The 26,079-nt window shown below is 40.5% G+C and carries 25 protein-coding genes; 16 read left to right on the top strand and 9 right to left on the bottom strand.

Features of this window, described 5'->3' with window-relative positions; translation table 11 throughout:
• The first annotated feature begins 64 nt into the window (after positions 1-64).
• The 5 genes from MTN97_RS12415 to MTN97_RS12395 all read left to right on the top strand — a co-directional run bounded on the left by MTN97_RS12415 (position 65) and on the right by MTN97_RS12395 (position 3,510).
• Positions 65-1,303 (top strand): sensor histidine kinase, encoded by a 1,239-nt coding sequence (locus MTN97_RS12415; protein ID WP_096039052.1) that lies wholly within the window; start codon positions 65-67, stop codon positions 1,301-1,303.
• Positions 1,300-1,824: a response regulator transcription factor gene (locus MTN97_RS12410; protein ID WP_069439001.1), complete on the top strand. Its 525-nt coding sequence runs from the start codon at positions 1,300-1,302 to the stop codon at positions 1,822-1,824. Before MTN97_RS12415 ends, MTN97_RS12410 begins: the two co-directional genes overlap by 4 nt.
• A 23-nt stretch (positions 1,825-1,847) precedes the next feature.
• Positions 1,848-2,267: a thiol-disulfide oxidoreductase DCC family protein gene (locus MTN97_RS12405; protein WP_069439000.1), complete on the top strand. Its 420-nt coding sequence runs from the start codon at positions 1,848-1,850 to the stop codon at positions 2,265-2,267.
• Between the two features lie 78 nt (positions 2,268-2,345).
• The gene (gene ppiC / locus MTN97_RS12400) at positions 2,346-2,624 is read left to right on the top strand and encodes a peptidylprolyl isomerase PpiC (protein ID WP_008464312.1); all 279 of its coding nucleotides are present in this window, start codon (positions 2,346-2,348) and stop codon (positions 2,622-2,624) included.
• A 76-nt stretch (positions 2,625-2,700) separates the two neighbouring features.
• Entirely contained in the window at positions 2,701-3,510 is an 810-nt protein-coding gene (locus MTN97_RS12395; protein ID WP_248474515.1) for an ABC transporter substrate-binding protein, read from the top strand.
• 37 nt (positions 3,511-3,547) lie between these two features.
• On the opposite strand, the gene MTN97_RS12390 is transcribed toward MTN97_RS12395, so the two are convergent.
• From MTN97_RS12390 to MTN97_RS12370, 5 genes are all read right to left on the bottom strand, one after another.
• The gene (locus MTN97_RS12390; protein WP_138626952.1) at positions 3,548-4,207 is read right to left on the bottom strand and encodes a DsbA family oxidoreductase; all 660 of its coding nucleotides are present in this window, start codon (positions 4,205-4,207) and stop codon (positions 3,548-3,550) included.
• 119 nt (positions 4,208-4,326) lie between these two features.
• The gene (locus tag MTN97_RS12385; RefSeq protein WP_036983870.1) at positions 4,327-5,547 is read right to left on the bottom strand and encodes a Xaa-Pro peptidase family protein; all 1,221 of its coding nucleotides are present in this window, start codon (positions 5,545-5,547) and stop codon (positions 4,327-4,329) included.
• 138 nt (positions 5,548-5,685) lie between these two features.
• Complete coding sequence (locus MTN97_RS12380; protein ID WP_248474514.1) at positions 5,686-6,294, bottom strand: flavin reductase family protein; 609 nt, start codon at positions 6,292-6,294, stop codon at positions 5,686-5,688.
• A gap of 11 nt (positions 6,295-6,305) precedes the next feature.
• Positions 6,306-7,031, bottom strand: coding sequence for an SDR family NAD(P)-dependent oxidoreductase (locus tag MTN97_RS12375; RefSeq protein ID WP_248474513.1), 726 nt, complete (start codon positions 7,029-7,031; stop codon positions 6,306-6,308).
• Entirely contained in the window at positions 7,028-7,426 is a 399-nt protein-coding gene (locus MTN97_RS12370) for a thiol-disulfide oxidoreductase DCC family protein (protein ID WP_016899157.1), read from the bottom strand. Before MTN97_RS12370 ends, MTN97_RS12375 begins: the two co-directional genes overlap by 4 nt.
• 120 nt (positions 7,427-7,546) lie before the next feature.
• On the opposite strand from MTN97_RS12370, the gene ppc reads away from it, so the two are divergent.
• Together ppc and cdd are read left to right on the top strand one after the other, a co-directional pair.
• A complete protein-coding gene (gene ppc / locus MTN97_RS12365) occupies positions 7,547-10,192 on the top strand; it encodes a phosphoenolpyruvate carboxylase (RefSeq protein ID WP_248474512.1) in 2,646 nt (881 codons plus the stop codon).
• A 122-nt stretch (positions 10,193-10,314) separates the two neighbouring features.
• Entirely contained in the window at positions 10,315-11,244 is a 930-nt protein-coding gene (gene cdd, locus MTN97_RS12360; protein ID WP_248474511.1) for a cytidine deaminase, read from the top strand.
• Here the strand turns inward: cdd and udp are convergent.
• A complete protein-coding gene (gene udp, locus MTN97_RS12355; RefSeq protein WP_008112319.1) occupies positions 11,233-11,988 on the bottom strand; it encodes a uridine phosphorylase in 756 nt (251 codons plus the stop codon). The genes cdd and udp overlap by 12 nt on opposite strands.
• Before the next feature lie 412 nt (positions 11,989-12,400).
• Here udp and MTN97_RS12350 point away from each other — a divergent pair, with 412 nt between their 5' ends.
• The 8 genes from MTN97_RS12350 to MTN97_RS12315 all read left to right on the top strand — a co-directional run bounded on the left by MTN97_RS12350 (position 12,401) and on the right by MTN97_RS12315 (position 24,346).
• Positions 12,401-13,510, top strand: a complete 1,110-nt coding sequence (locus MTN97_RS12350) for an arginase family protein (protein WP_069438997.1) — start codon at positions 12,401-12,403, stop codon at positions 13,508-13,510.
• 98 nt (positions 13,511-13,608) lie between these two features.
• On the top strand, positions 13,609-14,310 hold the full coding sequence (locus MTN97_RS12345) for a substrate-binding periplasmic protein (protein ID WP_248474510.1): 702 nt from the start codon (positions 13,609-13,611) through the stop codon (positions 14,308-14,310).
• Positions 14,311-14,430: 120 nt separating this feature from the next.
• Positions 14,431-15,720: a hemolysin family protein gene (locus tag MTN97_RS12340; RefSeq protein WP_036983877.1), complete on the top strand. Its 1,290-nt coding sequence runs from the start codon at positions 14,431-14,433 to the stop codon at positions 15,718-15,720.
• A gap of 201 nt (positions 15,721-15,921) precedes the next feature.
• Positions 15,922-17,091 carry an efflux RND transporter periplasmic adaptor subunit gene (locus MTN97_RS12335; RefSeq protein ID WP_248474509.1) on the top strand — a complete coding sequence of 390 codons (1,170 nt, stop codon included), beginning with the start codon at positions 15,922-15,924 and terminating at the stop codon, positions 17,089-17,091.
• 12 nt (positions 17,092-17,103) lie between these two features.
• Positions 17,104-20,235, top strand: a complete 3,132-nt coding sequence (locus MTN97_RS12330; protein ID WP_248474508.1) for an efflux RND transporter permease subunit — start codon at positions 17,104-17,106, stop codon at positions 20,233-20,235.
• A complete protein-coding gene (locus tag MTN97_RS12325) occupies positions 20,235-21,644 on the top strand; it encodes an efflux transporter outer membrane subunit (protein WP_036983880.1) in 1,410 nt (469 codons plus the stop codon). The genes MTN97_RS12330 and MTN97_RS12325 overlap by 1 nt, the downstream gene beginning before the upstream one ends.
• A gap of 138 nt (positions 21,645-21,782) precedes the next feature.
• Positions 21,783-22,403, top strand: a complete 621-nt coding sequence (locus tag MTN97_RS12320) for a TetR/AcrR family transcriptional regulator (RefSeq protein WP_248474507.1) — start codon at positions 21,783-21,785, stop codon at positions 22,401-22,403.
• 314 nt (positions 22,404-22,717) lie between these two features.
• Positions 22,718-24,346, top strand: coding sequence for a diacylglycerol kinase family protein (locus MTN97_RS12315; protein WP_248474506.1), 1,629 nt, complete (start codon positions 22,718-22,720; stop codon positions 24,344-24,346).
• A 41-nt stretch (positions 24,347-24,387) separates the two neighbouring features.
• Here the strand turns inward: MTN97_RS12315 and MTN97_RS12310 are convergent, their stop codons facing one another.
• Both MTN97_RS12310 and MTN97_RS12305 read right to left on the bottom strand, forming a co-directional pair.
• On the bottom strand, positions 24,388-24,699 hold the full coding sequence (locus tag MTN97_RS12310; RefSeq protein ID WP_069438992.1) for a VF530 family DNA-binding protein: 312 nt from the start codon (positions 24,697-24,699) through the stop codon (positions 24,388-24,390).
• Between the two features lie 97 nt (positions 24,700-24,796).
• The gene (locus MTN97_RS12305) at positions 24,797-25,099 is read right to left on the bottom strand and encodes a DUF1496 domain-containing protein (protein WP_248474505.1); all 303 of its coding nucleotides are present in this window, start codon (positions 25,097-25,099) and stop codon (positions 24,797-24,799) included.
• Positions 25,100-25,203: 104 nt separating this feature from the next.
• Here MTN97_RS12305 and MTN97_RS12300 point away from each other — a divergent pair, with 104 nt between their 5' ends.
• Positions 25,204-25,437: a TIGR02647 family protein gene (locus tag MTN97_RS12300; RefSeq protein WP_036983885.1), complete on the top strand. Its 234-nt coding sequence runs from the start codon at positions 25,204-25,206 to the stop codon at positions 25,435-25,437.
• 9 nt (positions 25,438-25,446) lie between these two features.
• On the opposite strand, the gene maiA is transcribed toward MTN97_RS12300, so the two are convergent.
• The gene (gene maiA / locus MTN97_RS12295; protein WP_138626290.1) at positions 25,447-26,076 is read right to left on the bottom strand and encodes a maleylacetoacetate isomerase; all 630 of its coding nucleotides are present in this window, start codon (positions 26,074-26,076) and stop codon (positions 25,447-25,449) included.
• Positions 26,077-26,079: the final 3 nt, after the last annotated feature.

The following is a 26,079-nucleotide window of genomic DNA, read 5'->3' as shown; positions in this document are numbered from 1 at the left end:
ACTTAAAAAGCATTATTTATAATGGATAACAAAGCAATGTATATTCAATCAGGTGAATCTTATTGTGTTAATTAAAACCGATCCTGCTATTAGCCGGTTATTAATGCTGCGCAGTGGCGCCATTGCTGTGCAGCTTATTGCAGTGTTAAGCGTTTATTTTTTATTAGAGCATCAAATTGCGCTCATGCCGTTGCTAGCCGTTATTACGCTTGAGGCGGTTTTTCAGTTAGCAAGTATCTTTGCTTATAGAAATGTTAGCCAAGCAAAGCCTGTTGGCATGCTGATGCAACTGACCGCTGACGTACTTTTTTTAACTATTTTGTTGTCTTTAAGTGGCGGTGCAACTAACGCATTTGTGTCGTTATTATTGTTACCTATTATGATAGCGGCAATTACATTGAGCGCTCGTGGGCTTGCCTATATTGCTGTGCTGGCTATCGCTGCCTACAGCATGCTACTGATTAAAATGCCAGAGCATAGCATGCACCAAATGAACATGAGTGGCCACTTTATTGGCATGTGGGTTAATTTTGTTATCAGTGCCTGCGTGATTGCGTTGGTTATTGGTGCAATGAACCGTGCTTTACAACAACGTGAGCGCACTATTGCTAAAGTTAGAGAGAAACAGTTGCGTAGTGAACAACTGGTTACTCTCGATGGCGCAGCGGCGCAAATTACTCATCAATTAGCAACGCCTATTGCTAATTTACAATTATTGTTTGAAGAGCTTGTAGAAGAGCATCCCAACAATGAAATTATTCAGCAAATGCAATCACCCTTGCTGCAATGCCGCACTCAGCTTAATGATTTTAGAAAGCTCTCTATGCAGCTACGAGATAAAAACACGCAAATACCTATAAAAGCAGAGCAGCTGCAAAATCAAATTCATGATACGTTGCTATTACAATACCCTAATCAACAAATAAACTGGCTTAATGAGGCGCCTAAAGCCACATTAAAAAGTGATGCCATGCTGCTACCTGCTATTTTAAACTTATTACAAAATGCAGCACTTGCTAACGAAAAAAAAGGCCAAATGCAATTAGAGTTGAGTTGGCAACAGCCAGATGCGCAAAGTATTGCGTTAATTATTCGGGATTTTGGCGCTGGTTTTTTATCCTCCGAGTTAGCGGAGTTAGGCGGGCAGCTCATGCCCAGCGAGCAAGGCATGGGAATAGCGGTTATGCTATCAAATGTCACGTTTGAGCGTTTAAATGGTTCGTTAACTGTTTATAATCACCCCGATGGTGGAGCGGTGGCCAAGATACAAATGCCACTATTAATAACCGAGTCGGCGCTATGAAGTTGCTAATTATTGAAGATGACATTAACCTTGCTACCACTTTGGTAAGGCGCTTAACAAAACACAGCTTTAACTGTGAGGTTGCACATAACCAAACAGAGGCCTTACTTAGGGCTCGCCAGCAGCAACCTGATTGTATTTTATTAGATATGAAGTTAGCAGATGAAAATGGGCTGGCGCTTATTGCACCGCTGCGACACTTGTTACCCAAGGCGCATATTGTATTGCTTACCGGCTTTGCAAGTATAGCTACAGCCGTAGAGGCGATGCGCTTGGGCGCTAATGACTATTTAACTAAGCCTGTCGATATGGCAAGCTTATTAAAAGCGCTAAAAGTAGAGCCGGTATCGACAGTAACCGAAATTCCTGAAGAGATTATGTCACCCGAGCGTTTAGAGTGGGAGCATATTCAACATGTATTACACAGTAACAACGGTAATGTATCAATGACTGCAAGGCAGCTTAATATGCATAGACGCACTTTGCAGCGCAAGCTACAAAAAAAACCTGTGCAGCAATAAGCCCTCACTTGAGCAAGCAATTAATGACCCATACCGCCGCGCTAATAAAAAGCCAAAAAATTATACTGTTCGATGCCCAGTGCAAGCTTTGTAGTGCGTGGTGTAATTTTATTATTGCTCAAGACCCTCAGGCCATGTTTAAACTGTGCAGTGTACAATCGCCAAAAGGGCAGCAAATATTAATGCACTTTGGCTATTCGACAACTGATTTTGCCTCTATGGTTTACATTGAAAACGCTCAAGCATTTATACAAAGCCATGCATTTTTTGAGGTGATTAAACAGCTAGGCTATCCGTGGAAACTTAGTGGTATATTTAGTGTGTTGCCAAATCGTTTTAATAATTGGCTTTATGATAAAATTGCATCAAATCGATATACCTTATTTGGTAAATATCACTATTGCAGGATCCCTTCAAAGCAAGACCAAGCCCACTATTTATAAGTGCTTTAATAGATGCCTGAATGTGTTGGCTGTGATAAAATCGCGGCGTTTAAATTTAAGCATTAAAAAGGCACTTACATGGCAAATACGGCGCACGCACTGCATATTTTAGTAAAACATAAAGAGATTGCAGAAGACATCATCAAGCAATTAGGCAAAGGCGCAAAGTTTCAAACTTTAGCTAAAAAGTATTCGTCATGCCCATCGGGTAAAAAAGGCGGTGATTTAGGTGAGTTTAGACGAGGTCAAATGGTTCCACAGTTTGATAAGGTGGCCTTTAGTGGTGCAATTTTAGAACCGCATTTAGTAAAAACGAAATTTGGTTGGCATGTTATTAAGGTACTTTATCGCACATAAACTAACGCAATTTTAAGTTGCCGCTATACTTATTATTTGTTCAGTTTGTTACATGCTAAAGCAACTTGGAATAACTATGAAGCTTATTATTTTATGCTGCAGTTTGATTTTAATGGCAGTGGCATTTTTTGCCAGTAGCACTGAGCAAACGCTCACCCTTAAGCTCGGTAAACCAAGCACGCAAGACATACCAAAAAACCACTATATTTTAACGTTATTAGAAAAGAGCTTTGCAGAGGTTAATGTAAAGCTCAATATTGCCTACAGCATTGAGCCAATGAATACTAAAAGGATTTTGCAAGAGCTCAAACGTAACGGTGATGTTGATTTAGCTTGGTTAACTATGCCAAGCGCCCTTGCAGAGCAAAGAAATTTAATACACACAAGTTATCCTATTTACAATGGGCTGCATTCAAAGCGCTTGCTCATGGTTAAACAAAGTCGGTTAAAAGAATTTTCTGATATCAAAACCTTGGCACAGCTAAAACCATTTATTGCGTTGCAAAAACAAAGTTGGTCAGACTTTTATGTTTTAAAAAACAATGGCCTAACAGTTAATGGTGATTTGAGTTATCAAGGAATGTTAAAAGCGTTAGACGAGGAGCTTGGCGATTATTTTCCGCGTTCAGTTACAGCAATAAAAGCCGAGATACGTAAACATCCTCAGTATAACTTTGTTATTGAGCCACATATTATGCTGCAATACGATAATTACTATTATTTTTACGCAAACGAAAATAACAAAGCAATCATTGAGTTATTAGAGCAAGGCTTAACAAAGTTAGCAGATAGCGGTGAGTTGAACGCGCTTTATGAGCGCTATTATCATGATGTTGAGGACGGGCTTAATTTAAACAACAGACAGGTGTTTAACTTAAAAAATTAATAATGTTAGGCCGCAAAATGCAGCCTAACCCGAAAAATTATTGCTCCTGGTTGGCTTCTTCTTCACTTATTTGCTTAAGTGCTTGAATAAACGATTCACTCGGTTGCCCACCGGTAAGCGCGTACTTATCATTTATAATGAAAGTAGGTACTGAGGTTATTCCCATTTGTTTAAAGTTATTTTGCTCTTGGCGTACCGCTTGTACGTATTTATCTGAGTGTAAAATTTCTCTGGCAGTGTCTTTGTTAAGGCCTACTTTTTCTACCACATCCAGTAATGCATCTTCTTGATTTAAATATTTTAAATCGGTGAAGTGTGCCTCAAAAAACGCCAGTTTTAACTCAGTTTGCTTACCTTCTTCACGAGCCCACATTAGCAAGCGATGTAAATCAAAGCTGTTGATCATGATGCGTTTACCGTCAAAATTAAAGGTAAAGCCAGCTCGTTCACCCGCATCCGCCATGTTTTGACGATTTCGTGCGCTTTCTTCTTCGGTTAAGCTGTATTTTTGCTGCAAGTGCTCGTTTAAGTCTTGCCCTTCAAGTGGCATATCCGGATTAAGCTCAAAAGGGTGCCATGTAATATCCGCACTCATTTCGTCTTTTAATTCTGCCAATGCGGCTTCTAAGTTTTTATACCCAATAATACACCATGGGCACATTACATCTGAGACGATATCTATTTTTAAGTTTTTCATAAGGATCTTTGAAGGGTTGCTTTTTAATAACAATGGATATTGGGATGAAGTTTAGTTTATCAATCATTGAACATAAAAAGAGCAGCGAAAGTGCTGCTCTTTTATTGAATGTTTTCAGGTTAGCTGTTTAAACCAAATGGGTCGTCAATGCTGTGGCTTGGCTGGGTAAACCAACGCGGTCCGTCATCTGTCATATAGAAGTGATCTTCTAATCTCACACCAAACTCATCTGGAATAACCAGCATTGGCTCGTTACTAAAACACATGCCTGTGGCAAGCGGGGTTTTATCGCCGCCCACTAAGTATGGCCATTCATGAATGTCTAAGCCAATACCATGGCCTGTGCGGTGTGGGCAACCTGGCGTTTGGTATTCAGGGCCTAAGCCTTGAGCTGCTAAGTAACTACGGGCTGCTTCGTCAACCGATTCACAGGTTTTGCCAATGGCGGCTTGATTGAAAGCTGCTAACTGAGCTGCTTTTTCAAAATCCCAAAATAGGCGCTGGCGACTGGTTGCTTCACCAAATACGTAGGTACGCGTGATATCAGACAAGTAATCGTGTACTTTGCATCCGGTATCAATAAGGACCATGTCGCCTTTTTTCAAAATTTGTGGATCTTTTACACCATGAGGGAATGAGGTAGCAAGGCCAAACAATACAATACAGAAGTAATTTCCCGGAGCACCTACTTTTTGATGCGCTTTTTTTATAAATTCTTCGACTTCTACTGTACTAATTCCTTCATAAAGCATGCTCGCCGTAGCCTGATGAACCGCTAAAGTCATATCCATGGCACATTGCATTAATGCTAATTCATTGGCTGATTTATGCATTCTACAATGTGCGGTTACAGGTTGTGCGTTAACTAGTTTTAACCCTGAACTGGCTTTATTGATACCATCAAAAATAAAAAACTGTGCGCTTTCATCAATGCCCACGGTAGCGGTGTCACTAATATTCAGTTGTTTAAGCACTTTAACGAATAGCTCAAACGGGTTCTCGTGTTCTTGCCAGCCGTGTATTGGGCCATCAATGACTTTAAAGCCATTTAAAGAGCCAATTTCAAAATGGGGGGCAATGTATTGCACCTCACCCATGGCGGGTAAAATAGCGCCGACTAGTCGTTCACTGGCGTACCATTTCATACCGGTAAAATATGTTAAGTTAGTACCTGCATTTAAATATATCGCATCAATATTATTAGCTTGCATATAAGCTTGCGCTTTGGCCATACGCACTAAATACTCATCGGCCTGAATTGGCGTTACTGAGTGGGTCATATTGCTTAAACTAGCAAGTGCTTGTTCGGGTGTGTGTGTACCAATACCAACTGTGGTCATATATTTCTCCTACAAAATTTTGCATAGTGTGTAGGCTAAATGCGTTCAATTCAAACTAATTGCGATTAGTGAACAAGGGATTGAACAAATAGAGGAAGTTATCAAGTCCCTCATTCCCAAGGACTTGATAACCTTGGGCTATTTTTTCGCGTAGGGTAAACGATTGAGCTTATTCGCCGTGTGGTAGCTATCTAATCCGGTTACTGCAACGGTATCGATGGCTTGTAAGTCTAAAAAGCCATCACTTTGGAGTGCTGATTTATCTACATAAACATCCATTATTTCGCCAATAACCAGCTCAGTGCTATTAACAGCTAAGTGCTGATTCTCTACAAATTTTACTGCGTATTTTAGTCGGCTTTGTGCAACAAAAGGCGCTTTAAAGTCGTTTAAGTACTCTGTTTTGAGACCGGTTGCATTAAACTCAGACTCATCTTTAGCGTAACGTGCCGATGTTTGGTGTGCCTGCTGGTAAATATCACTATTTACTTGGTTAATAGTATAAACGCCTGTTTCTATAATATTTTCGAATGTATGCCTTGGTACGCTGTGCGGGCGCATTATCATGCCCACTAGAGGTGGGTGAGCGCCTAAATGAATAACTGAACTGACAATGGCTAGATTGGTATTACCTTGTAAGTCTTGTGTGCCAATTAAGTTTGCACTTTTAAACCCTGAAAGTGAATTGATAAAGTGTGTACGGGTATGTTTTTCAAGTGCGGCTATGCGGTCTTTCGAAAAATGCATGTGTTTGTTCCTTACCATTTTATGGTGTTTCCTTGCCAATCTAGGTAGGCAGGTTCGCCGTTGAGTTCTAGCTGTGGGTTTTCGTAAGTAAATTTAAATAATTGCTGAGCAACAAAGTCAGGGGTAAACAGTTTACCTGCGGGCACATTTTTTTGAAATGGCTTAGAGAGCTGTGTATCTGTAGTACCTGGGTGAAATAAAACAAGTTTGGTATTTTTAGCGCGACGAGCAAGTTCAATGGCGGCTGTTTTAAATAGCATGTTCAGCGCAGACTTGGATGCGCGATAGGTATACCAGCCACCCAATTTATTGTCGTTAATACTGCCTACACGAGCGCTTAAAGCAGTAATTGTGCAATGAGTTTTGTGATTAAGCAGTGGCACTATACTTTGTAAGCACAGCAGGGGGACAAGTGAATTAGAGTGCAAAAGCTGCATAAAATAATCACTGTTAATTTCTTCGAGCTTTTTTTCTGGCATGTGCTGGTCGTTTTGTAATTGACCATTAAATATTATTACCTGAGCAAGCTCAATTTGTTGTAACTTTAACGACTGGGTTAGCTCATTTAGGCTTTGCGCCGAGTAGTCGCTGTGGAAATAGGTTACCCTGTCATCATTATGCTCAATATTCGATGAGCTGACACAAATTATATTAAATTGTGCTGCTTGCTGATTTAAATGACTTACGTAGGATTGTGCAATGGCGCTACTGGCGCCAAATAAAATCACTGTTTTCATTTTTCACCTTTAGATTTAATATTGCATTGACCATTACTACACTGCGCATTGGGCATTAAAAAACGGCTTATATGATGGCGGTATTTTGCAAAAAAAGTGTAAGCATGATCGGCAAAAAAGCGAATTACGGGCAAACGAATTATTTTAAGCCAACGGTATTTGCCAACGGTGCGCCAAGCTTGATAAGTGACGTCTAAGCCGTAAATCATCTGCCCCTTATCAGTTTGGGCGTGCAATAAATCCATGGCATTTTGTTTATCGATTGCAGGAAAACGTTCACTAAAATCATCCGCATTTAAATCTTCTAGTGTAATTTTATGATCAACATCGGCACGTTTTAAATGTTGCATTTCTGCATTGCACAGTGGGCAATTGCCATCGTAAAAAATGATCATGTTATCGCTTTGTGTTTATTTTACATATGCTTTTTTACGACAAGACAATGCAAATGGATCTATTAAATATTCCCTCTTAGTGATATTAATAGGTCTCCAAGAAACGAAGGAGAGCTAGAAATGAGTGAACAATATGCCGCCTTGCGAGGTAATGTAAATCTACTTGGTCAATTATTAGGACAAACTATTAAAGATGCCCAAGGCCAAGAGATTTTAGATAAAGTAGAAGAAATTCGGGCTTTATCAAAATCATCTCGCAGTGGCAATGAAGCCGATCGCCAAGCGTTAATTGATGTACTCCATGCGCTTAGTGATGAGGAGCTTTTACCGGTTGCCCGTTCATTTAATCATTTTTTAAACTTAGCTAATGTTGCAGAGCAGTTTCATACCGTATCACGTTTTAATGATGTTGGTTTTTGCCAACTAAATCCTCTCACTCAAACATTAAAAACGTTAGCAGCAAAGGCCGAACAAGGTCAGCTTAATCATAATCATTTAGCCGACACACTCTCAAAACTCCACATAAACTTAGTACTAACCGCTCACCCAACCGAAGTGACTCGCCGTACTATTATTAACAAACATGTTGAACTAAGCGATTGTTTAGCGTCGCTTGAGCGAACCGACAACCTTGCGCAAGAGCGCGAAGCGATATTAAATCGAATTGCGCAGCTTATTAGCCAAGCTTGGCATACTGACGATATTCGTCGTTCTCGTCCAAGCCCTGTTGATGAAGCTAAATGGGGCTATGCGGTAATTGAAAATAGCTTATGGGATGCCGTGCCACGTTTTTTACGTGAGTTTAGCCAGTATGTTAAACAGCATTTGAGCCTTGAGCTACCAGCCAATTACAGCCCGATAGAGTTTACGTCGTGGATGGGGGGAGATCGGGATGGTAACCCGTTTGTAACCGCTGAGGTGACTAAGCAAGTACTCGATCATGGCCGTTGGATGGCGCTGGATTTATACCAGCGTGATTTAGAAACTTTGTGTGCTGAACTTTCAATGTCTGATGCCAGTGATGAGCTCATTAAACTGGCAGGGCAAGAGTTTGAACCTTATCGAGCCGTGCTCAAAGAGCTTAAAAACCAAGTGGCTGAAACAGTGATGTACTTAAGCGCTAAAATTAAAAACAAGCGTACAGAATCACAAGATTTAATAACTGATATTAACCAAATTAGGCACCCAATTGAGGTGTGTTATCGCTCATTGTTAAAATGCAATATGCAAGTGGTTGCTGATGGCTTGCTATTAGATGTGATCCATCGTGTAAATAGCTTTGGTTTGCGCTTGGCAAAACTGGATGTACGACAGGATTCGTCAAGACACAGCGATGTGTTTTCTGAATTAACTCGTCATTTAGGTATTGGCGATTATAATCAATGGGAAGAGCAAGACAAACAAGCTTTTTTACTGACAGAGCTCAATTCACGTCGTCCGCTAATTCCTAGGCATTGGCAACCAAGTCCAGAAGTGCAAGAGGTGCTCGACACCTTTGATGTTATTGCGCAACAAGATGAAAAAACCTTTGGTTTATACATTATCTCTATGGCACGAACTGCCTCTGATATATTAGCAGTGCAGCTATTACTTAAAGAGTCTGGCTGTGGTTTTGAACTGCCTGTGGCGCCTTTATTCGAAACCTTGGATGATTTAAACGATGGCCACAACGTCATCACTACACTTTTAAATAACGAGTGGTACCGTGGACACATTAAAAACACCCAAAATGTAATGATTGGCTATTCAGACTCAGCCAAAGATGCAGGCATGATGGCTGCTGGTTGGGCACAATATGAGGCAATGGATAAGCTCGTACAACTAGCGGATGAACGCGGTATTGAGCTTATTTTATTCCATGGCCGTGGGGGTACGGTTGGCCGTGGTGGTGCGCCTGCTGCACAAGCATTGCATTCTCAGCCGCCGGGGTCGTTAAAAGGCGGGCTTAGGGTAACAGAGCAAGGTGAAATGATCCGCTTTAAATTTGGCCTGCCTAATGTGGCATTACAAAGCTTAAATATTTATGCGGGTGCGGTACTACAAAGTAATTTATTGCCACCACCAGAGCCTAAATCACAGTGGCGCGAAGTAATGGCATTAATTAGCGATGTGTCGTGTGAGCATTACCGTAATGTGGTGCGCCACGATGAAAACTTTGTGCCTTACTTTAGAATGGCGACACCTGAATTGGAACTGTCAAAATTACCTTTAGGCTCAAGGCCTGCAAAACGAAATCCAAATGGAGGGGTTGAGAGCTTACGTGCTATTCCATGGATTTTTGCGTGGAGTCAAAACCGGTTAATGTTACCTGCATGGTTAGGTGCATTGAGCGGGCTTAAAGCCGCGCTTGAAAAATACGGTATAGAAACCTTAAGTGAAATGAGCTTGCAATGGCCATTTTTTAGGGCGCGTTTAGAAATGCTAGAAATGGTATTTAGTAAAGCGGATAGCTGGTTGAGTGAGCATTACGATAATGCGCTGGTGGAAGAGATGTATAAGCCGCTGGGTGTAGCTTTACGTGATGAACTTGGTGAAGCTATAACGTTAGTGCAATCATTAAGCCCACAAAAAAGCTTATTGGCTGATCAGCCTTGGATCAAAGAGTCTATCGGGCTTAGAAATCCATACACCGATCCGCTGAATGTATTACAAGTTGAGTTATTACGTCGTTCTCGTGGCGATGATAAAGGCAATGAAAACGATATAGATAATGCTTTGATGATCACTATGACCGGCATTGCAGCGGGTATGCGTAATACAGGTTAATCCAAAACTAGATTAGTTTTAAAGGGAACACACGACGTGTTCCTTTTTTTTACGTTGAATAGGCTGGTATTTAGTTTGCCAACCTTTTACACTACTTGGCCATTGATCAAATAAAAACTATTATGGCTTCAGCAACTTTTAAAGTGCAACATAATACAGCACTTAGCAATTCACACATTTCATTAAACGTAGCGCAAACGCAAGCTCTACGCAGTCAATTAAAAACTCAACGCGGTATTTTATACCCAAACGATATTTCAGCGCTTTGCACCGAGCTTAATGTTAGTGAAGATATTTTATTACAAGGCTTAGTGCCTATGGCTTCAGAGTTTTCGGTTGCACCTATTTCCAAATTTCATGTCGGCGCAATTGTAAAAGGGCTCGATTCACAAGGAAACACCATTTTTTATTTTGGCGCTAACGCTGAGTTTGACCATCAAGCACTTAGTTTAGTGGTGCACGGTGAGCAATCTGCCATTAATAATGCCTGGTTAAATGGCGGTAAAAAAATTCTTAAAATAGCGATTAGTGATGTCCCATGTGGGTACTGTCGTCAATTTATGAATGAACTCGCTGATGCGAAAGAGCTTGATATTTTACTGCCAGCACAAAACTTTAAATTGGCAGAGTTATTACCTCACTCATTTGGACCAACCGATTTAGGCAATGAGCACAGCTTATTTAACCCAGCAAAGCAAACTAATTGTTTTGAAAACGAACAACTTGATGAAAAGCTGATGAGTTATGCTTTAGCGGCTTATGTGCCGTACAGCCAAAATTACAGTGCAGTAAAAATAAGTACGTTTGAAAACGGTGATTTTTATGGCAGCTATGCAGAAAATGCAGCGTACAGCCCGAGTTTATCGCCATTACAAAGTGCTGTGAGTCAGTTGTTTTTAGCAGGACTGAGCTTTGATAAGCAAACAGTAAAATCAGTTACGTTATTAGAAACGGCTGGTCATGAAAACCAATCTGGGGTGGCAAAAGCCGTGTTAGCAAGCTTTACTGGCTTGCCAACACTTGAGGTTATTAGCGCAACATTAGCCAAGTAACACTTTAGCGGCTTCAAGTACCACGGCAACCGATTTTTTCTCAATCTCGCCGTGGTCTACGTTAGGAATTTCTTGACGTGTTCTATTTACTAATACACCGGCAACACAGGCTGCTTGTAGGCCAAGAGCGGCACACATAGTAAATAAAGTAGCCGATTCCATTTCGTAGTTCATCACGCCTAGTTTTTGCCATTCTTCACAGCTACCCTGTAATGACTTAGGAACATAACCAGAATGCGTATCGTAACGCTCTTGTCCTGGGTAGAAGGTATCGCTTGAAGCGGTGATACCGATATGAAAATCGATGTTTAGGTTTTCACAGGCTTTTACCATCGCTTGAGTGGCAAAAAAATCAGAAACAGCAGGGTAGCACAGTGGTGCAAAATGCTGACTCGCGCCATCCAAACGAACTGAGGCTTGGCTAATTAAAATATCGCCTTCGTTAATGTGCGGCTGAATCGCGCCTGTTGTGCCAATGCGAAGAAAGCTACGTACGCCAAGTTGAGCCAGTTCTTCAACCGCAATTGACGTTGAAGGGCCGCCGATACCGGTTGAACATACAACCACTGAGTGGCCGTTTAATTGGCCTAAATAAATGTGAAACTCACGGGTTTGAGCAAGGCAGGTTGGATTATCTAAGAACTGTGAAATGCGTGCTGCACGATCTGGATCCCCTGGAACAATAGCCAGTTTTGCACCTTTTAAATCATCAATACACAGTCCTAAGTGAAATACCTTTTCCATAACTAAGCCTTTTTAATAAGAGTTGTTGTCAATTTAGCATGATTACGAGAAACCTAAATGAAGTACAGGACGGATGTCCGTATTGATTTATTCATCAACTCTGAATATTCAATCAATGGCTAAAATTACTAACAAAATGAGCCAGTTGACTTGTTTGCTCAGACACTATATTCATACCTCAGAGCAAACCAGTAGCTAGCTAAAAGAGTTGTTAGCTAAATTTTAAATTGTTTATATTCATAAGGTTAGTTAGTAGGTTTTGTATTGTTTTACCGCTGACCTAACCTCGCAGAACACAACGTTCAGTGATTTTTATAACCACATACAATTAATTTTTAATTTATTCAGCGTTCGTCGTTTTGCATAACTACTCAATAATAGACAAGATATTCAGATTGAAAAAGGGTTTACAATGAGCACACAATTTCAAGCATTTAAAAATAAAGTTGAACACTGTTTATGTGCACCTGGCGATGGTGTATTCACGGTTAATACGGCAAAAGAACGCAAAGCAGCACTCAGAAATAAATTATATGGTCAAACTGAAAATGTCGATGTTTTATGGCGTGACTCGCTAAATGAATTACCTAACTCACCCCACAAAGCGGTTATGCTGGGGATTAGCTCTGATTGTGGTGGTGGTATTTTACGCGGTGCTAACTGGGGGCCTTTGTTTTTACGTTCAGCTCTAATTGACCAGCAAACACAGTGTCGTTCATTTGACTTAGGTGATGTGCGCGTAATACCGCATTTATTACACGATAAATACTTAAACGAGGCAACAATTACCAATTGCCAAAAAGCGCTTTATGGCAATGATAATAACGATCATTTCGTAAGTCCACTGTCTATTACCGAAGATGTATGTGACAGCTTTTATGCAACATTCCACGATAAAGGAATTTTTGGCATTGGTGGCGATCATTCTATTAGTTACCCGCTGACAAAAGCGTACTTAAAAGCCAAACGCGAGCAAGGTAAACGTACGGCTATTATTCATTTTGACGCCCACACCGACTTACTCGTAGAGCGTTTGGGCATCGATTTATGTTTTGGCTCTTGGTGTACCCATATTTTAGAATTTTTACCCGCGCCACATCATTTAATTCAATTTGGTATTCGCTCAAGTGGTAAGCCTAAATCACATTGGGAAAGTACCTTTGGCGTTAAACAGCACTGGGCTGCTGAAATTATTGAGCGTGGCGCAGCCGCTGTTGCTGCCGATACAATCGCGCAACTAAAGGCTGACAAGGTTGATGAAGTGTATGTAAGCTTTGATATTGACGCACTAGATGCTCAATTTGCTTCAGCAACAGGTACACCTGAAGAAAATGGGTTAACACCACAGCATGCGCTTGATATTCTGTCAGCCATTGCCGATGAGTTTCCAATAACCGGAGCAGATATGATGGAAATCGCGCCGTTTACCGACAGCTCATTAGTGGGTCAATCAAGCTCAGAGACGACGCTTAGAGAAGGCGCTAAAATTTCAGCATTCTTAATTGCAGCAATGAATCGTTAATCCCACAGGCCCAAAATTGGCTATTTGTAATTAATCCGCTATATTAAATTTGCTTTTACCAAAAAAGTAACATCTTAAATTTTATATAGTGGGTTATTGTGACTAAATGGTATTTCGTATTATTGCTCATTGTAAGCCATCATTGTGCGGCTAAACTTACTGTTGTAACAGAGAACTTTGCGCCTGCGCAGTATCTGGACGCGAATAACAATTTAGTAGGTGATGCTGCCGATAAAGTCCGATTGGCGCTTGATAGCGCAGGCATTGATTATTCAATCTCTGTAAGCGATTGGAGTATGGCTTACAATATTGCACTGAGAGATCCCCAAACCTGTATATTTTCTATTTCTCGTTCGCCTGAGCGGGAACATAATTTTATTTGGTTTGCTAAGCTCGCCCAATTTGACACTAATTTTTACTCCCTTAAAAGCAAAGGTATTTCCTTAACTAATTTAGAGCAGGCTAAGCAATACCGTATTGCGGTTTTAAAAGATAACTACAGTCATCATTATCTACTTTCAAAAGGCTTTAAAGAAAACGAAAATTTAATGCTGTTTAGTAGTTTTGATAATATTTTTAAGATAATTCAAACACGAAGTTCGAGTATTGATTTAGTGGTTATACCTGCGCAGCGAATAAACCATGAACAATCTCATTTATTAAATAAATTACAACTCGAATTACTAATGCCAATCAATGCCCATCAAGCCCCTTTATATTTTGCCTGTAATAAAAACCTCCCCGATAACGTAAAGCAACAACTTAGCGTAGCTTTTTCTTCATATGAGTCTAAACTATAAATATTAAGCTTTTGATTTTTATTAGTTATTAATATTATTTAAATATCAATTGCCCTGTCTATAAAAGCGTCTATAATCCAGCTGCTTTTGCTTGTAAAAGCGATTATTTTGGAGTTATAAATGGGTGATTTAATCGGGATTGCGTTATTAATCTTGATGAGTGCGTTATTTGCGATGTCAGAAATTTCGATTGCCGCTTCACGCAAAATTAAGTTAAGAGTAATGGCGGACGAGGGCAATGTTCACGCTTTGGCGGTTTTAAAGCTGCAAGAGCAGCCTGGGGCTTTTTTCGCCATGATCCAAATTACGCTCAATGCGATTGCGATATTAGGCGGGATTGTTGGCGAGCAAGCATTGTCTCCTTATATGCAAGAAATACTACAGCTGTTTTATCAAGGTCCATTACTTGGGCAAATTAGCTTTGTATTATCGTTTTTAATTATTACCTCGTTATTTATTTTATTTGCCGATTTACTACCAAAGCGTTTAGCGATGATTTTACCTGAGGCCGTTGCGGTGAGAGTGGTGACAATTATGCGCTGGGTTACTTTTGCGCTCACGCCACTGGTACTATTTTTTAATGGCTTAACCAATATTGTTTTACGGGTGTTTAAAGTGCCCAGTGAACGTGAAGATATTGTGACCACTGAAGATATTGTTGCGATGATGGATGCTGGTGCTGAATATGGCAGTTTACAGCAACAAGAGTATGATTTAATAGGAAATGTATTTGATTTAGAAGCGCGTTTTTTATCAAGCGTTATGTCACCGCGTGAGCAAATTGTTTATTTTGACATTGATGAATCTAGCGACGATATAGCAAATAAAATTATAGATCACCCGCATAATCACTTTTTAGTGTGCAAAGGCAATCTTGATAAGTTAATTGGCTCTGTTGAGTCTAAAGATATTTTACGCCAAGTACTCAAAGGTGAGGCGGCAAATATTAACGATGACATGCTTGATAAAGATATTTTTTTCTTGCCCGAAACATTGAGTTTATCTGAAGCGTTAAATGCGTTTAAAACCGCTGTACATCCTTTTGCGGTGGTAGTTAATGAGTATGCTTTGGTGGTTGGGATTGTTACGGTTAAAGATTTAATGAAAGGTTTTATGGGCGATTTAATTACTCATCAAAGTGAAGAGTTAATTATTGAGCGCGACGCGAGTTCTTGGTTAGTAGATGGCTTAACCCCGATTGTTGAGCTGGCGAAGGTACTTGAAATTGATGAATTTCCTGATCAAAATCATTATGAAACCGTGGCCGGATATTTAATCTATACCATGAAACATATTCCTAAACGCGCAGAGTTTGTTTTATTTGCAGGTTTTAAATTTGAAGTTGTGGACGTGGAAGGAATTCGTATTGAGCAATTACTAGTCTCTAGAGTTAATACTGACAACGAATAATGACAGCCAACATAGCTTAAGAGCAGCCAATGAAAGTTCATTGGCTGCTTTTTTTATGGGTGTTGCTTAAATAACTCAGCTGTTATTTGTGTTACTTATCTATTCAATTGTAAAAATGTGTAAATGTTGCTCAGTAGCTATTTTTAATTGCTTTACTTTAGTTTAGAATGATCGTTCATTCTAAACTAAAAGGTATTTTACATGCAGCGTTCCCGCATCGCTTTTTTTGTATTTTCGGCCCTCGTTGGTTCTGTTGCTTTAAGTGGTTGTGATCAGGTTGCTGAACAGCCTAAGGCTTCTGCTCCTGCAGCGACACCTGTTGGTGTGGTCACCTTAACAAGCCAAGCTATTACACTTAAAAAAGAATTACCAGGGCGTGTTAGTGCGTTTCAAATTGCTGAAATTCGTCCTCAAGTAAGTGGTATTGTTCAATCTCGCTTATTTGAAGAAGGCACACAGGTTGAGCAAGGCCAAGCGCTTTATCAAATTAATCCTGACATTTATGAAGCAGAACTCGCAGCCAGCAAAGCGGCCGTTGCGCGCGCAGAGGCTAGTATTGCAAGCAGTAAATCTAAAGCGTCGCGTTATAAAGAATTACTAGAAATTAAAGCGGTAAGCCAGCAAGACTTTGATGAAGCCGATGCAGCATACAAGCAAGCACAAGCCGAGCTATTAACAGCAAAAGCACAGCTTAAATCTGCACAAATAAACTTAGATTACAGCCATGTATCTTCTCCGATTAGTGGTCAAATTAGTAAATCGAACGTTACTGTTGGTGCGCTTGTAAGCGCTAATCAAACAACGGCACTGGCAACAGTAACCCAGCTTGACCCTATCTATGTTGACTTAACGCAATCAAGTAATGAACTAACTAGGCTAAAAAGAGCATTGGCATCGGGTTCATTAAGTGTTGACTCAAAAACACAAGCCAACGTTGAGCTGCAAATGGAAGATGGCTCTATTTACCCAATTAAAGGCACGTTACAATTTTCAGAAGTAACTGTAGACCCAAGCACTGGGTCGGTAACTTTACGCGCTAAATTCCCAAATCCAGATAAGTTATTACTACCGGGTATGTATGCACGTGCCTCAGTGGTTGAGGGTGTAAAACAAGACGCTATTTTAGTGCCGCAGCGTGGAGTAAGCCGAAACACCAAAGGTGAGCCAACAGCGATGGTTGTAAGTAAAGAAAACACCGTAGAAAGCCGTGTGTTAAAAGTAGATAGAACGATTGGCTCTAACTGGTTAGTTACCGCTGGATTAGCTGATGGCGATAAAGTAATTGTTGAAGGTTTACAAAAAATTCGCCCAGGTGCGCCAGTTAGCCCTTCAGAAGTTTCACCGTCTGCAACAGCCGACAAAGCGCAATAACGGAGAGTTTTAATGTCACGATTTTTTATCGACAGACCCATCTTTGCGTGGGTGCTTGCTATCGTGGTTATGCTTGCAGGTGTGTTGGCTATTCAAAGTTTACCAATAGCACAATACCCGTCAATTGCACCGCCAGCAATTAGCATTACCGCTACTTACCCAGGGGCATCAGCTCGTACCCTAGAGGATACGGTTACCCAGGTTATAGAGCAAAAAATGAAAGGACTTGATGGCTTGTTGTATATGTCATCTACGTCTGAGTCGAGTGGTTCGGCTACGCTTACGCTTTCATTTAGCGCCGATACAGACCCAGACATTGCACAGGTACAAGTGCAAAACAAGTTAGCCACAGCTACACCGCTTTTACCAGAAGAAGTGCAAAGGCAAGGTGTATCGGTGGCTAAGTCTGCACGTAACTTTTTAATGGTATTAGGTTTTGTATCAAAAGATGGCAGCATGACCAATATCGACATTGGTGATTATGTTTCATCTAATGTGCAAGATATTATCTCGCGTGTTGAAGGGGTGGGTGAAGTTCAGCTGTTTGGCTCTCAATATGCTATGCGTATTTGGTTAGACCCAGCTAAGTTGCAAAACTACAAATTAACCCCTGCTGATATTAGCACTTCAATTAGTGCGCAAAATGCGCAGGTATCTGCTGGTCAATTAGGGGGCATGCCAGCGGTTGAAGGCCAGCAGCTCAATGCAACGGTAACAGCACAAAGCCGTTTGCAAACCGCAGCAGAGTTTGAACAAATTATAGTAAAAGCAAACCCTGATGGCTCGTTTGTTCGCCTTAAAGATGTAGCGCGTGTGGAGCTAGGTGGCGAGAGCTACCGTGTTGTAGCTCGTTACGATGGAAAACCTGCATCAGGCCTAGGTATTAAGCTTGCCAGTGGGGCAAATGCCCTTGATACAGCTGAAGGTGTAAAAGCTGCGATTGCAGAGCTTAAAGCGTTTTTCCCTGAGGGATTAGACGTTGTTGTACCCTACGATACCACCCCTTTTGTATCACTATCGATTGAAAAAGTGGTTCATACCTTAATAGAAGCAGTGGTACTAGTTTTTGTTGTTATGTATCTGTTTTTACAAAACTTCCGCGCTACGCTTATTCCAACGATTGCTGTGCCGGTGGTGTTACTCGGTACTTTTGGTATTTTGTACACGTTTGGCTATTCAATAAATACATTAACCATGTTTGCCATGGTACTTGCCATAGGCCTACTGGTTGATGATGCCATTGTTGTAGTAGAAAACGTTGAGCGTGTAATGAGCGAAGAAAAACTCTCTGCGCTTGAGGCAACACGTAAATCAATGGATGAAATTAAAGGCGCGCTAGTGGGTATTGCTATGGTGCTGTCGGCGGTATTTATTCCGATGGCGTTCTTTAGTGGCTCTACCGGTGTTATTTATCGTCAGTTCTCTATTACGTTGGTATCAGCAATGGGACTATCGGTATTGGTGGCGCTTATTTTAACACCTGCGTTGTGTGCTACGCTTTTAAAGCCAAGCCATGTTCACGATAACAGCTCGTTATTCGGTCGTTTTTTCAGTGGTTTTAACCGCGGATTTGATAAAACTAATTCAGGCGCACAAAGTCTTGTCAGTCGTATGATCCGTTTATCTAAGCGCTATCTTTTATGTTATGGCCTTATTGTAGCGGGTATGGTGTATATTTTTTCAAGCTTACCAACGGCATTTTTACCAGATGAAGACCAAGGTATTTTGTTTAATCAGGTGTCATTACCAGCAGGCTCAACGACTGAAGAAACGCTTGAAGTAGTTAAAAAAGTAGAAAAACACTTTTTGAACGATCAATCGGATGCTGTAAATGGTATTTTCACGGTGACTGGATTTAGTTTTGCAGGTTCTGGCCAAAACTCAGCAATTGCCTTTGTTAACTTTAAGCACTGGGATGAGCGTCAAGGCGAAGGTTTATCTGTGCAAGCAGTTGCAGGTAAAGCAATGGGCTATTTTTCTACCATTAAAGAAGCGTTTGTATTTGCATTTCCGCCGCCAGCGATTGTGGAACTAGGTACAGCCAATGGCTTTAATATGTTTTTACAAGACCGTGTTGGACTTGGCCACGAGGCTCTACTGGCCGCACGTAACCAGTTATTAGGTTTAGCAAGCCAAAGCCCAATTCTCGCGGGCGTACGACCTAATGGCCAAGAAGATATGCCAGAGCTCCAGCTTGATGTAGACCTTGCAAAAGCTCAGGCACTGGGCGTTTCGCAAGCTAATATTAACAGCACGCTTGCAACAGCCTGGGGTAGTAGTTATGTAAATGACTTTATTGATCGCGGCCGTGTAAAAAAAGTATACCTACAAGGCGATGCTGAATCGCGAATGGTGCCTGAGGACTTAAACAAATGGTATGTACGTAATGCTAGCGGTGATATGGTGCCATTTTCAGCATTTGCCAGTTCGCATTGGACCTATGGTTCGCCACGTCTTGAGCGTTATAATGGTTTTTCTGCTATGGAAATTCAAGGAACAGCTGCGCCAGGTTACAGTACAGGGCAAGCAATGGATGAAATGGAACGTTTAGTCAAGCAACTCCCTAACGGTATTGCCTCTGAGTGGACTGGTATTTCGTTTCAAGAGCGCTCAAGTAGCGGTCAAGCGCCGTTGTTATATGGCTTATCACTGTTATTTGTATTCTTATGTTTAGCGGCGCTTTATGAAAGTTGGTCAGTACCATTTGCAGTAATGATAATTGTGCCACTGGGTATTTTTGGTGCGATTGTAGCCGCCTTTATGGGTAACTTATCAAACGATATTTACTTACAAGTGGGTTTATTAACCACCATAGGTTTAGCCTCTAAAAATGCCATTTTAATCGTTGAGTTTGCGATTCATAAAATGGAAGAAGGCTTAAGCTTAGTTGACTCGGCGATTGCCGCTGTACGCCTTCGCTTACGTCCTATTTTAATGACCTCAATGGCCTTTGTGTGTGGTGTGCTTCCATTAGCTATTGCCTCAAGTGCTGGTTCAGGTGCACAAAATGCATTAGGAATTTCAATTATTGGTGGAACACTTGCCGCCTCGTCATTGGTTGTTATTTTTGTACCGTTGTTTTTTGTTTTAGTACGTAGACTGTTTTCAGGAAAAGCTAAAACCACCTCGCAGGAGGAAGTATAATGAGTTTAAGAGCAATCAGTTTTAGTGCTTTTACTTTAGCAATTTTATCTGGATGTCAGTTAGCTCCTCAACAAGAAGCGCTAAATTTACCTGTCCCTGATGCGTATGCATCAGAGACAGGGGATGAGCAGGTGTCCTCGTTAAAATGGCAGCAGTTTTTTAATGATGAAAAACTTAAAACACTGATATCACAAAGTCTTGAACATAATAAAGACCTACAAATAGCTGCTTTAAATGTTCAGCGCGTGCGTGGTTTGTATCAGATTGAAGATTCAGCGTTATATCCATCACTGGATTTTAATGCATCAGGAAGTCGTCAGCGTTTACCCGGCGATTTATCAGCAAGTGGTCAACCACAAATAAGTTCTCAGTACAGTGCAACGGTAGGCATGACGGCTTACGAGTTAGATTTATGGGGTAAAGTACGCAATCAGTCAGAGCAAGCATTACAAACGCTTTATTCCACTCAGCTGAGCCAATACACCATGCAAGTGTCGTTAATTGCAGAGCTTGCTAATGCTTGGTTAAATTACGCGACCGATCAACAGTTGTTAGCGTTGGCACAAGAGACGTTATCATCGCAGCAAGCATCCTTATCATTAACCCAAAAAAGTGTTGATTTAGGGGCAGCTTCTAAAATTACGCTGGAACAACTTAAAAGTACGGTAGCCACAGCGAAAGTTGATATTGCTAAATACCAACGTTTAGTGAAACGCGATAAAAACGCGCTTGATTTATTAGTAGGTAAAACGGTAGGTGAGGATTTACTGCCAAGTAAGTCATTAAATTATTTATTAGACTTGCCTAGTGTGCCTGTGGGTTTACCTTCTGATTTACTAACGCAGCGACCAGATATAAAAGCAGCAGAGCATCAGCTGTTAGCCGCTAACGCTAACATTGGTATTGCCCGTGCAGCGTTTTACCCGAGCATTAGTTTAACTGCCAATGCAGGAACTGCATCACGTGATTTAAGTAATTTATTTGATGCAGGCTCAGGCACATGGAGCTTCATGCCATCGGTAAATTTACCTATTTTTAATATGGGTCGAAATCAAGCAAATTTAGATGTCGCTAACGCAGAGCAACAAGTTGCTGTAGCAACGTACCAGCAAAAAATACAGCAAGCATTTCGTGAAGTTGCTGATGTACTTGCGGATAGAGAAGGCTATAACGCACAGTTAATGGCTCTTGAGGAGTTATTACAAAGCCGAAAGACAACCTTTGAATTATCGCAGGCGCGCTACGACAAAGGGGTTGATAGCTTTTTGCAAGTGCTTGACGCTCAGCGAACTTGGTATAGCGCAAGGCAGCAATTGATCACGGGCCAACAAGCTGTGCTTGCTAGTCAAATCAATTTATACAAAGCGGTTGGCGGCGGCTGGCAGACCACTACTTCAACCGTTAAGTAAATTAGTACGCATAAAGCCTGTTAACAATAAAAGGTTTTATGCGTGATTAAAGTAATGCCCATTTAGCGTTTATTTTTTGTGATCAATGCAGTAAACGCTAAATATTTCGAGTTGAGAGACTCGATACTGGAGTTTCAAATGAAACCTAAAAATAAAAAACACCTAGATCCGGTGCAAGCACAAGCGCGTCGCGAGCAGGTATTAACCGCCGCTGCTGATTGTTTTCGTCGCAAAGGCTACCATGGCGCAGGTATGGCAGAAATAGCTAAAACGGCAGGGATGAGTGCCGGCCATATTTATAATTACTTTGAAAGTAAAGAAGCCATAATTGAAAGTATTATTGAACAAGATATGGAAGAAATGTTTTCCATATTTCAAGAGTTTGAAGATCAACCTGGCGATATTTTAACGGTGTTACTTGATGGCTTACACCATGGTGTGCAGCGTCATATGGACACGGGGGCCTGCGTTGTTGACTTAGACATGATGGCAGAGGCCAGTAGAAACAAAAAAGTCGCTTTATTACTGCGTGAGGCTGACACACAAGCACGTAACAGAATGCGTGATTTATTAGTCAGTGAAAGTAGTTTAATAAAAACACATTCAGAGCAAGAACTTGAAAGCCGCATTAATGTGATTTTTTCAGTGATGGCAGGATTGTTATTACGAAAAATGCTGTTTCCTGAGTTAACAGAAGAAACCGTGCTTATTGCACTGCGTCCAGCGATGAAAACATTACTTATGCCGTTTGATAATTAATACGCTAAGTTATTAAGTAACCATGAATATTTGACCGTTACAATTGTAAAAAAGAAAGGGCTAGTCTTAGCTATAAACAGCTTTAAGGTTAATATTATAAATAAAGACTAGCTTTGAATAGCTGAAATGGAAACCGAAAATAAAAATATAACTTAGTATTATCAACGCACTAGGTTTTTATGGCGGTTTGTTGTAAGTTTGCGTTTTATACCTGAATACAGTAAACAAGAATAGTTGCTTTTTGGCGTATTACTTGCAGTCTTTGAGCTATATTAAAAGCGTTAATTTTGCGTTACCAACTTTAAGGAGAGCACATGTGGGCTGCAGTAAGTTATCTTGTAACAGCATTGGTATTTATAGTCTTAGGATTAACGGTTAACTCCATTTACTTTGCAGTTGCGTTTTTTTGGACCGCACTTTCGCTACTATTAGTCAGCGGTGCTTATTTTTTTAATGCGGGGAAAATATTCAGAAAGCGAGAAAATGGCGTTATCCCTTTTTACATTCGCTGGGCTTTTGTACCTTTTTTATTAGGTGCACAATTTTATAATGCGTGGTCACGCAAGCGCGACAAAGTACCGCCTATTCAACAAATAAACGATAATCTCTTTTTAGCATGTCGTTTGTTTCCCTCAGATATAGATACATTAAAAGAAAATGGTATTACCGCTGTTTTGGACGTTACCTGTGAATTTGATGGGCTTGAGTGGACATCTACCCAAGAAAATATTGATTATTTAAATATTCCTGTTCTTGATCACAGTGTGCCTACACATTCACAGTTAAACCAAGCCATTAATTGGATCCATCACCATATAAAGAAAGACCGTCGTGTTGTGGTGCATTGTGCATTAGGTCGCGGACGTTCGGTGTTTGTTATGGCAGCGTATTTATTGAGTCAAAATAAAGATGCAGATGTACATGATATTCTGGCACAAATCAAAGAAACACGTGAAACTGCTAACCTTAATAAACGCCAATTACGCCATTTAGTTAAGCGCCACCGTAAGGGGGAGCTACTGATAAAAAATAAAGCGTACTTAATTGCTAATCCAGTTTCAGGCACTAAGTTATGGTCTGAAAAAGAGCATTTAATTGTTGCGCGTTTATCTGCGTATTACGATTTAACTATTTTAAAAACTACACCGGAACAAAATGGCATTACATTGGCTAAACAAGCTATAGAGCACGAGCCTGATATTATAATTGCCTGCGGTGGAGATGGCACAGTCACTGAGGTTGCCAGTGTGTTGGTGGGTACATCGTGTCGATTAGGAATTATACCACTGGGCACAGCAAATGCGTTGGCCCATGTGCTGATGGGAATAAAATCTAAATTTATTCCTGTTGAGCAAGCGTGCGATTTAATAATTGATGGTCAGACAAACCTGATCGATACCGCATATTGTAATAACGATTTGATGTTATTGCTAATTGGCATTGGCTTTGAGCATGCAATGATTGAAAAAGCAGATCGAGAGTCGAAAAATAAATCTGGCCAGCTTGCTTATTTAAATGGGTTTTTACATTCCTTTGGCGAGAATAAAGCGCAAAAGCTTATGGTCAAACTCGATGATAATGAGCCTGAAGCTATTAATACAAATAGCTTTATTGTCGCTAATGCTGCCCCATTTACAACCCTTTTAGCCCAAGGAGGGGGACAACCCGACCACCGTGATGGATTATTAGACGTAAACTGGTTAACGCCAAACAAAGATAATGAAACGACGGTATTGAGTATTGCTGAGCTAATGTTTAGCAGTATTACGCAAACGCATTTTGCCATTAACTCACATTATACCAATGCAAAGCGTGTTGAGATAAGCGCAGATGAGAGACTTAATTATGTGATTGATGGCGAAGTCAAATCTGCAGATAAAGTGGTGGTGAGCATTCAGCCAGCGTCGTTAAATGTAATATGCCAAGAGCAAACAACTAATTAGAAAGGCGTATGTATTACGCCATTGCTATTTTTTTGAGCCTTTTATTTTTTAATAGAAGGCCATACAAAACCTGATGTATCAGGTTGTGAGGATTCTGACTGCTTAGTCGATTTATTTCTAGGCTTACGTAACGGCTTGTTATTAATGGTATGGATATAAAGCGCTTCTACTTTATCTCTTGCCCATGGGGTTTTACGTAAAAATTTTAAGCTTGATTTGATACTCGGAGAATCAGTAAAGCATTTTATGTTTACTTGTTCACCCATTGTTTTAAAGCCTAAACGTTGCTCTAGTTCTACAAGAATTTGCTCTAAAGTTATCCCATGTAGCGGATTTTTTGGTTGATTATTCATAGTCACACTGCTTTTTTAAACTGCATGTATTGTAACGTATCCCGCCGCACCTTAATAGTTTGGAGATGGCTGGCAGATTCCAGATTGTTAACCTTGATTAATTTACAGTAATAGTTGCAGGTTTCTTGGGGTAAATAAGGTTACCTTGCTTATCAAGCTTTAGCCAAATCAATTGACTGTTGTTATGTTGGGGGTACTTTGCAGCACAAATAAGCGAAACTGAGTGAACCTGCAGTATAGCTCCTTCGCTGTAACGTTTATTATCATACCAGCACTGAGTGTTTGTGTTTATAAGCTGGGTAGCATCAACAACAGGAAGCGTTTTTATTGTGCTAGCGAAGCTTAAAGCTGAAAAACACAAGCATAAAACAGTAATAAACGAAGTAAAATAATAACGCATCAAAAACCTCAAGGTGTTTAAAATAACTACACTTAGCAAAAAAACATGCTAGGGTAAGTAAGACAACTTCAGTAAAACACAGAACAATAAAAAGGTGAACACATATGCTATTTAATCAAACCATGATTGACGAATTTACGCTATTAGCAAAATTTCCACGCGAGAGCAAAATGCAAGGAATTAAACTCCATTCTGATGCTGAGCCGGCTTTGTTAAGCGCAGCACAACGTTTGTTCGATAAAGGGGTTATAGACAGCCCAGATGGTGGCTATTTAACCGAACTGGGCTTAGATTTAATTGAGCATGTAACGGTAATACACAGTGTACTAAAAAGTTAATCTACTTTATTAGTTTGCATCAGGTTGATTTTCAGGGGCTGCATCAACAAAAGCTGCCAACTCATTACAACGCTGATATATGGCTGCTATTTTAGGGTAGGCAGCCATATCTACTTTAAAACGAATGGCATTAAATACCTGCGGTACTAAACACACATCAGCTAAGCTTGGCGAGTCGCCTGCGCAAAATGTGTTTTTGCTATCTAGCATGCGTTCTATTTTTTCAAAACCCACTTCAACCCAGTGGCGGTACCATTTATTTTTTGCTTCATCATCAACATTGAGCTCACTACTTAAATATTTCAGTACCCGTAAATTATCAATCGGATGGATATCACAGGCAATAGCATAACTTAAATTGCGAATGTGTGCTTTTTGCCATGCATTACCAGGCAGCAATGGTGTTTCAGGGTATTGCTCTTCAAGGTACTCTAAAATTGCTAGGGATTGACCTAATACGCCGTCTTCTGTTTCTAAAGAAGGTAAAAGTCCTTGAGGGTTTTTCTGTAAGTAATCTGTGCTTTGTTGCTCTGATTTTAGTAAGTTTACTGGCACCAACTGGTGATCAATATTTTTGAGATTTAATGCAATGCGCACACGATATGCTGCCGATGAGCGAAAATAAGTATAAAGCTTCATAAT

Origin of the sequence: Pseudoalteromonas sp. 2CM36K, from assembly GCF_023161865.1 — a bacterium.
GTDB classification, from domain to species: Bacteria; Pseudomonadota; Gammaproteobacteria; order Enterobacterales; family Alteromonadaceae; genus Pseudoalteromonas; species Pseudoalteromonas tetraodonis.
The sequence above is the reverse complement of the archived record's forward strand: the minus strand, read 5'-3'. Positions and strand labels throughout refer to the sequence as shown.

Bases quoted from the DNA above. Each gene is read 5' to 3' on its own strand.
- MTN97_RS12410 (WP_069439001.1), top strand. From the start codon at position 1,300: ATGAAGTTGCTAATTATTGAAGATGACATTAACCTTGCTACCACTTTG.
- MTN97_RS12405 (WP_069439000.1), top strand. From the start codon at position 1,848: ATGACCCATACCGCCGCGCTAATAAAAAGCCAAAAAATTATACTGTTC.
- ppiC (WP_008464312.1), top strand. From the start codon at position 2,346: ATGGCAAATACGGCGCACGCACTGCATATTTTAGTAAAACATAAAGAG.
- MTN97_RS12395 (WP_248474515.1), top strand. From the start codon at position 2,701: ATGAAGCTTATTATTTTATGCTGCAGTTTGATTTTAATGGCAGTGGCA.
- MTN97_RS12390 (WP_138626952.1), bottom strand. From the start codon at position 4,207: ATGAAAAACTTAAAAATAGATATCGTCTCAGATGTAATGTGCCCATGG.
- MTN97_RS12385 (WP_036983870.1), bottom strand. From the start codon at position 5,547: ATGACCACAGTTGGTATTGGTACACACACACCCGAACAAGCACTTGCT.
- MTN97_RS12380 (WP_248474514.1), bottom strand. From the start codon at position 6,294: ATGCATTTTTCGAAAGACCGCATAGCCGCACTTGAAAAACATACCCGT.
- MTN97_RS12375 (WP_248474513.1), bottom strand. From the start codon at position 7,031: ATGAAAACAGTGATTTTATTTGGCGCCAGTAGCGCCATTGCACAATCC.
- MTN97_RS12370 (WP_016899157.1), bottom strand. From the start codon at position 7,426: ATGATCATTTTTTACGATGGCAATTGCCCACTGTGCAATGCAGAAATG.
- ppc (WP_248474512.1), top strand. From the start codon at position 7,547: ATGAGTGAACAATATGCCGCCTTGCGAGGTAATGTAAATCTACTTGGT.
- cdd (WP_248474511.1), top strand. From the start codon at position 10,315: ATGGCTTCAGCAACTTTTAAAGTGCAACATAATACAGCACTTAGCAAT.
- udp (WP_008112319.1), bottom strand. From the start codon at position 11,988: ATGGAAAAGGTATTTCACTTAGGACTGTGTATTGATGATTTAAAAGGT.
- MTN97_RS12350 (WP_069438997.1), top strand. From the start codon at position 12,401: ATGAGCACACAATTTCAAGCATTTAAAAATAAAGTTGAACACTGTTTA.
- MTN97_RS12340 (WP_036983877.1), top strand. From the start codon at position 14,431: ATGGGTGATTTAATCGGGATTGCGTTATTAATCTTGATGAGTGCGTTA.
- MTN97_RS12335 (WP_248474509.1), top strand. From the start codon at position 15,922: ATGCAGCGTTCCCGCATCGCTTTTTTTGTATTTTCGGCCCTCGTTGGT.
- MTN97_RS12330 (WP_248474508.1), top strand. From the start codon at position 17,104: ATGTCACGATTTTTTATCGACAGACCCATCTTTGCGTGGGTGCTTGCT.
- MTN97_RS12325 (WP_036983880.1), top strand. From the start codon at position 20,235: ATGAGTTTAAGAGCAATCAGTTTTAGTGCTTTTACTTTAGCAATTTTA.
- MTN97_RS12320 (WP_248474507.1), top strand. From the start codon at position 21,783: ATGAAACCTAAAAATAAAAAACACCTAGATCCGGTGCAAGCACAAGCG.
- MTN97_RS12315 (WP_248474506.1), top strand. From the start codon at position 22,718: ATGTGGGCTGCAGTAAGTTATCTTGTAACAGCATTGGTATTTATAGTC.
- MTN97_RS12310 (WP_069438992.1), bottom strand. From the start codon at position 24,699: ATGAATAATCAACCAAAAAATCCGCTACATGGGATAACTTTAGAGCAA.
- MTN97_RS12305 (WP_248474505.1), bottom strand. From the start codon at position 25,099: ATGCGTTATTATTTTACTTCGTTTATTACTGTTTTATGCTTGTGTTTT.
- MTN97_RS12300 (WP_036983885.1), top strand. From the start codon at position 25,204: ATGCTATTTAATCAAACCATGATTGACGAATTTACGCTATTAGCAAAA.
- maiA (WP_138626290.1), bottom strand. From the start codon at position 26,076: ATGAAGCTTTATACTTATTTTCGCTCATCGGCAGCATATCGTGTGCGC.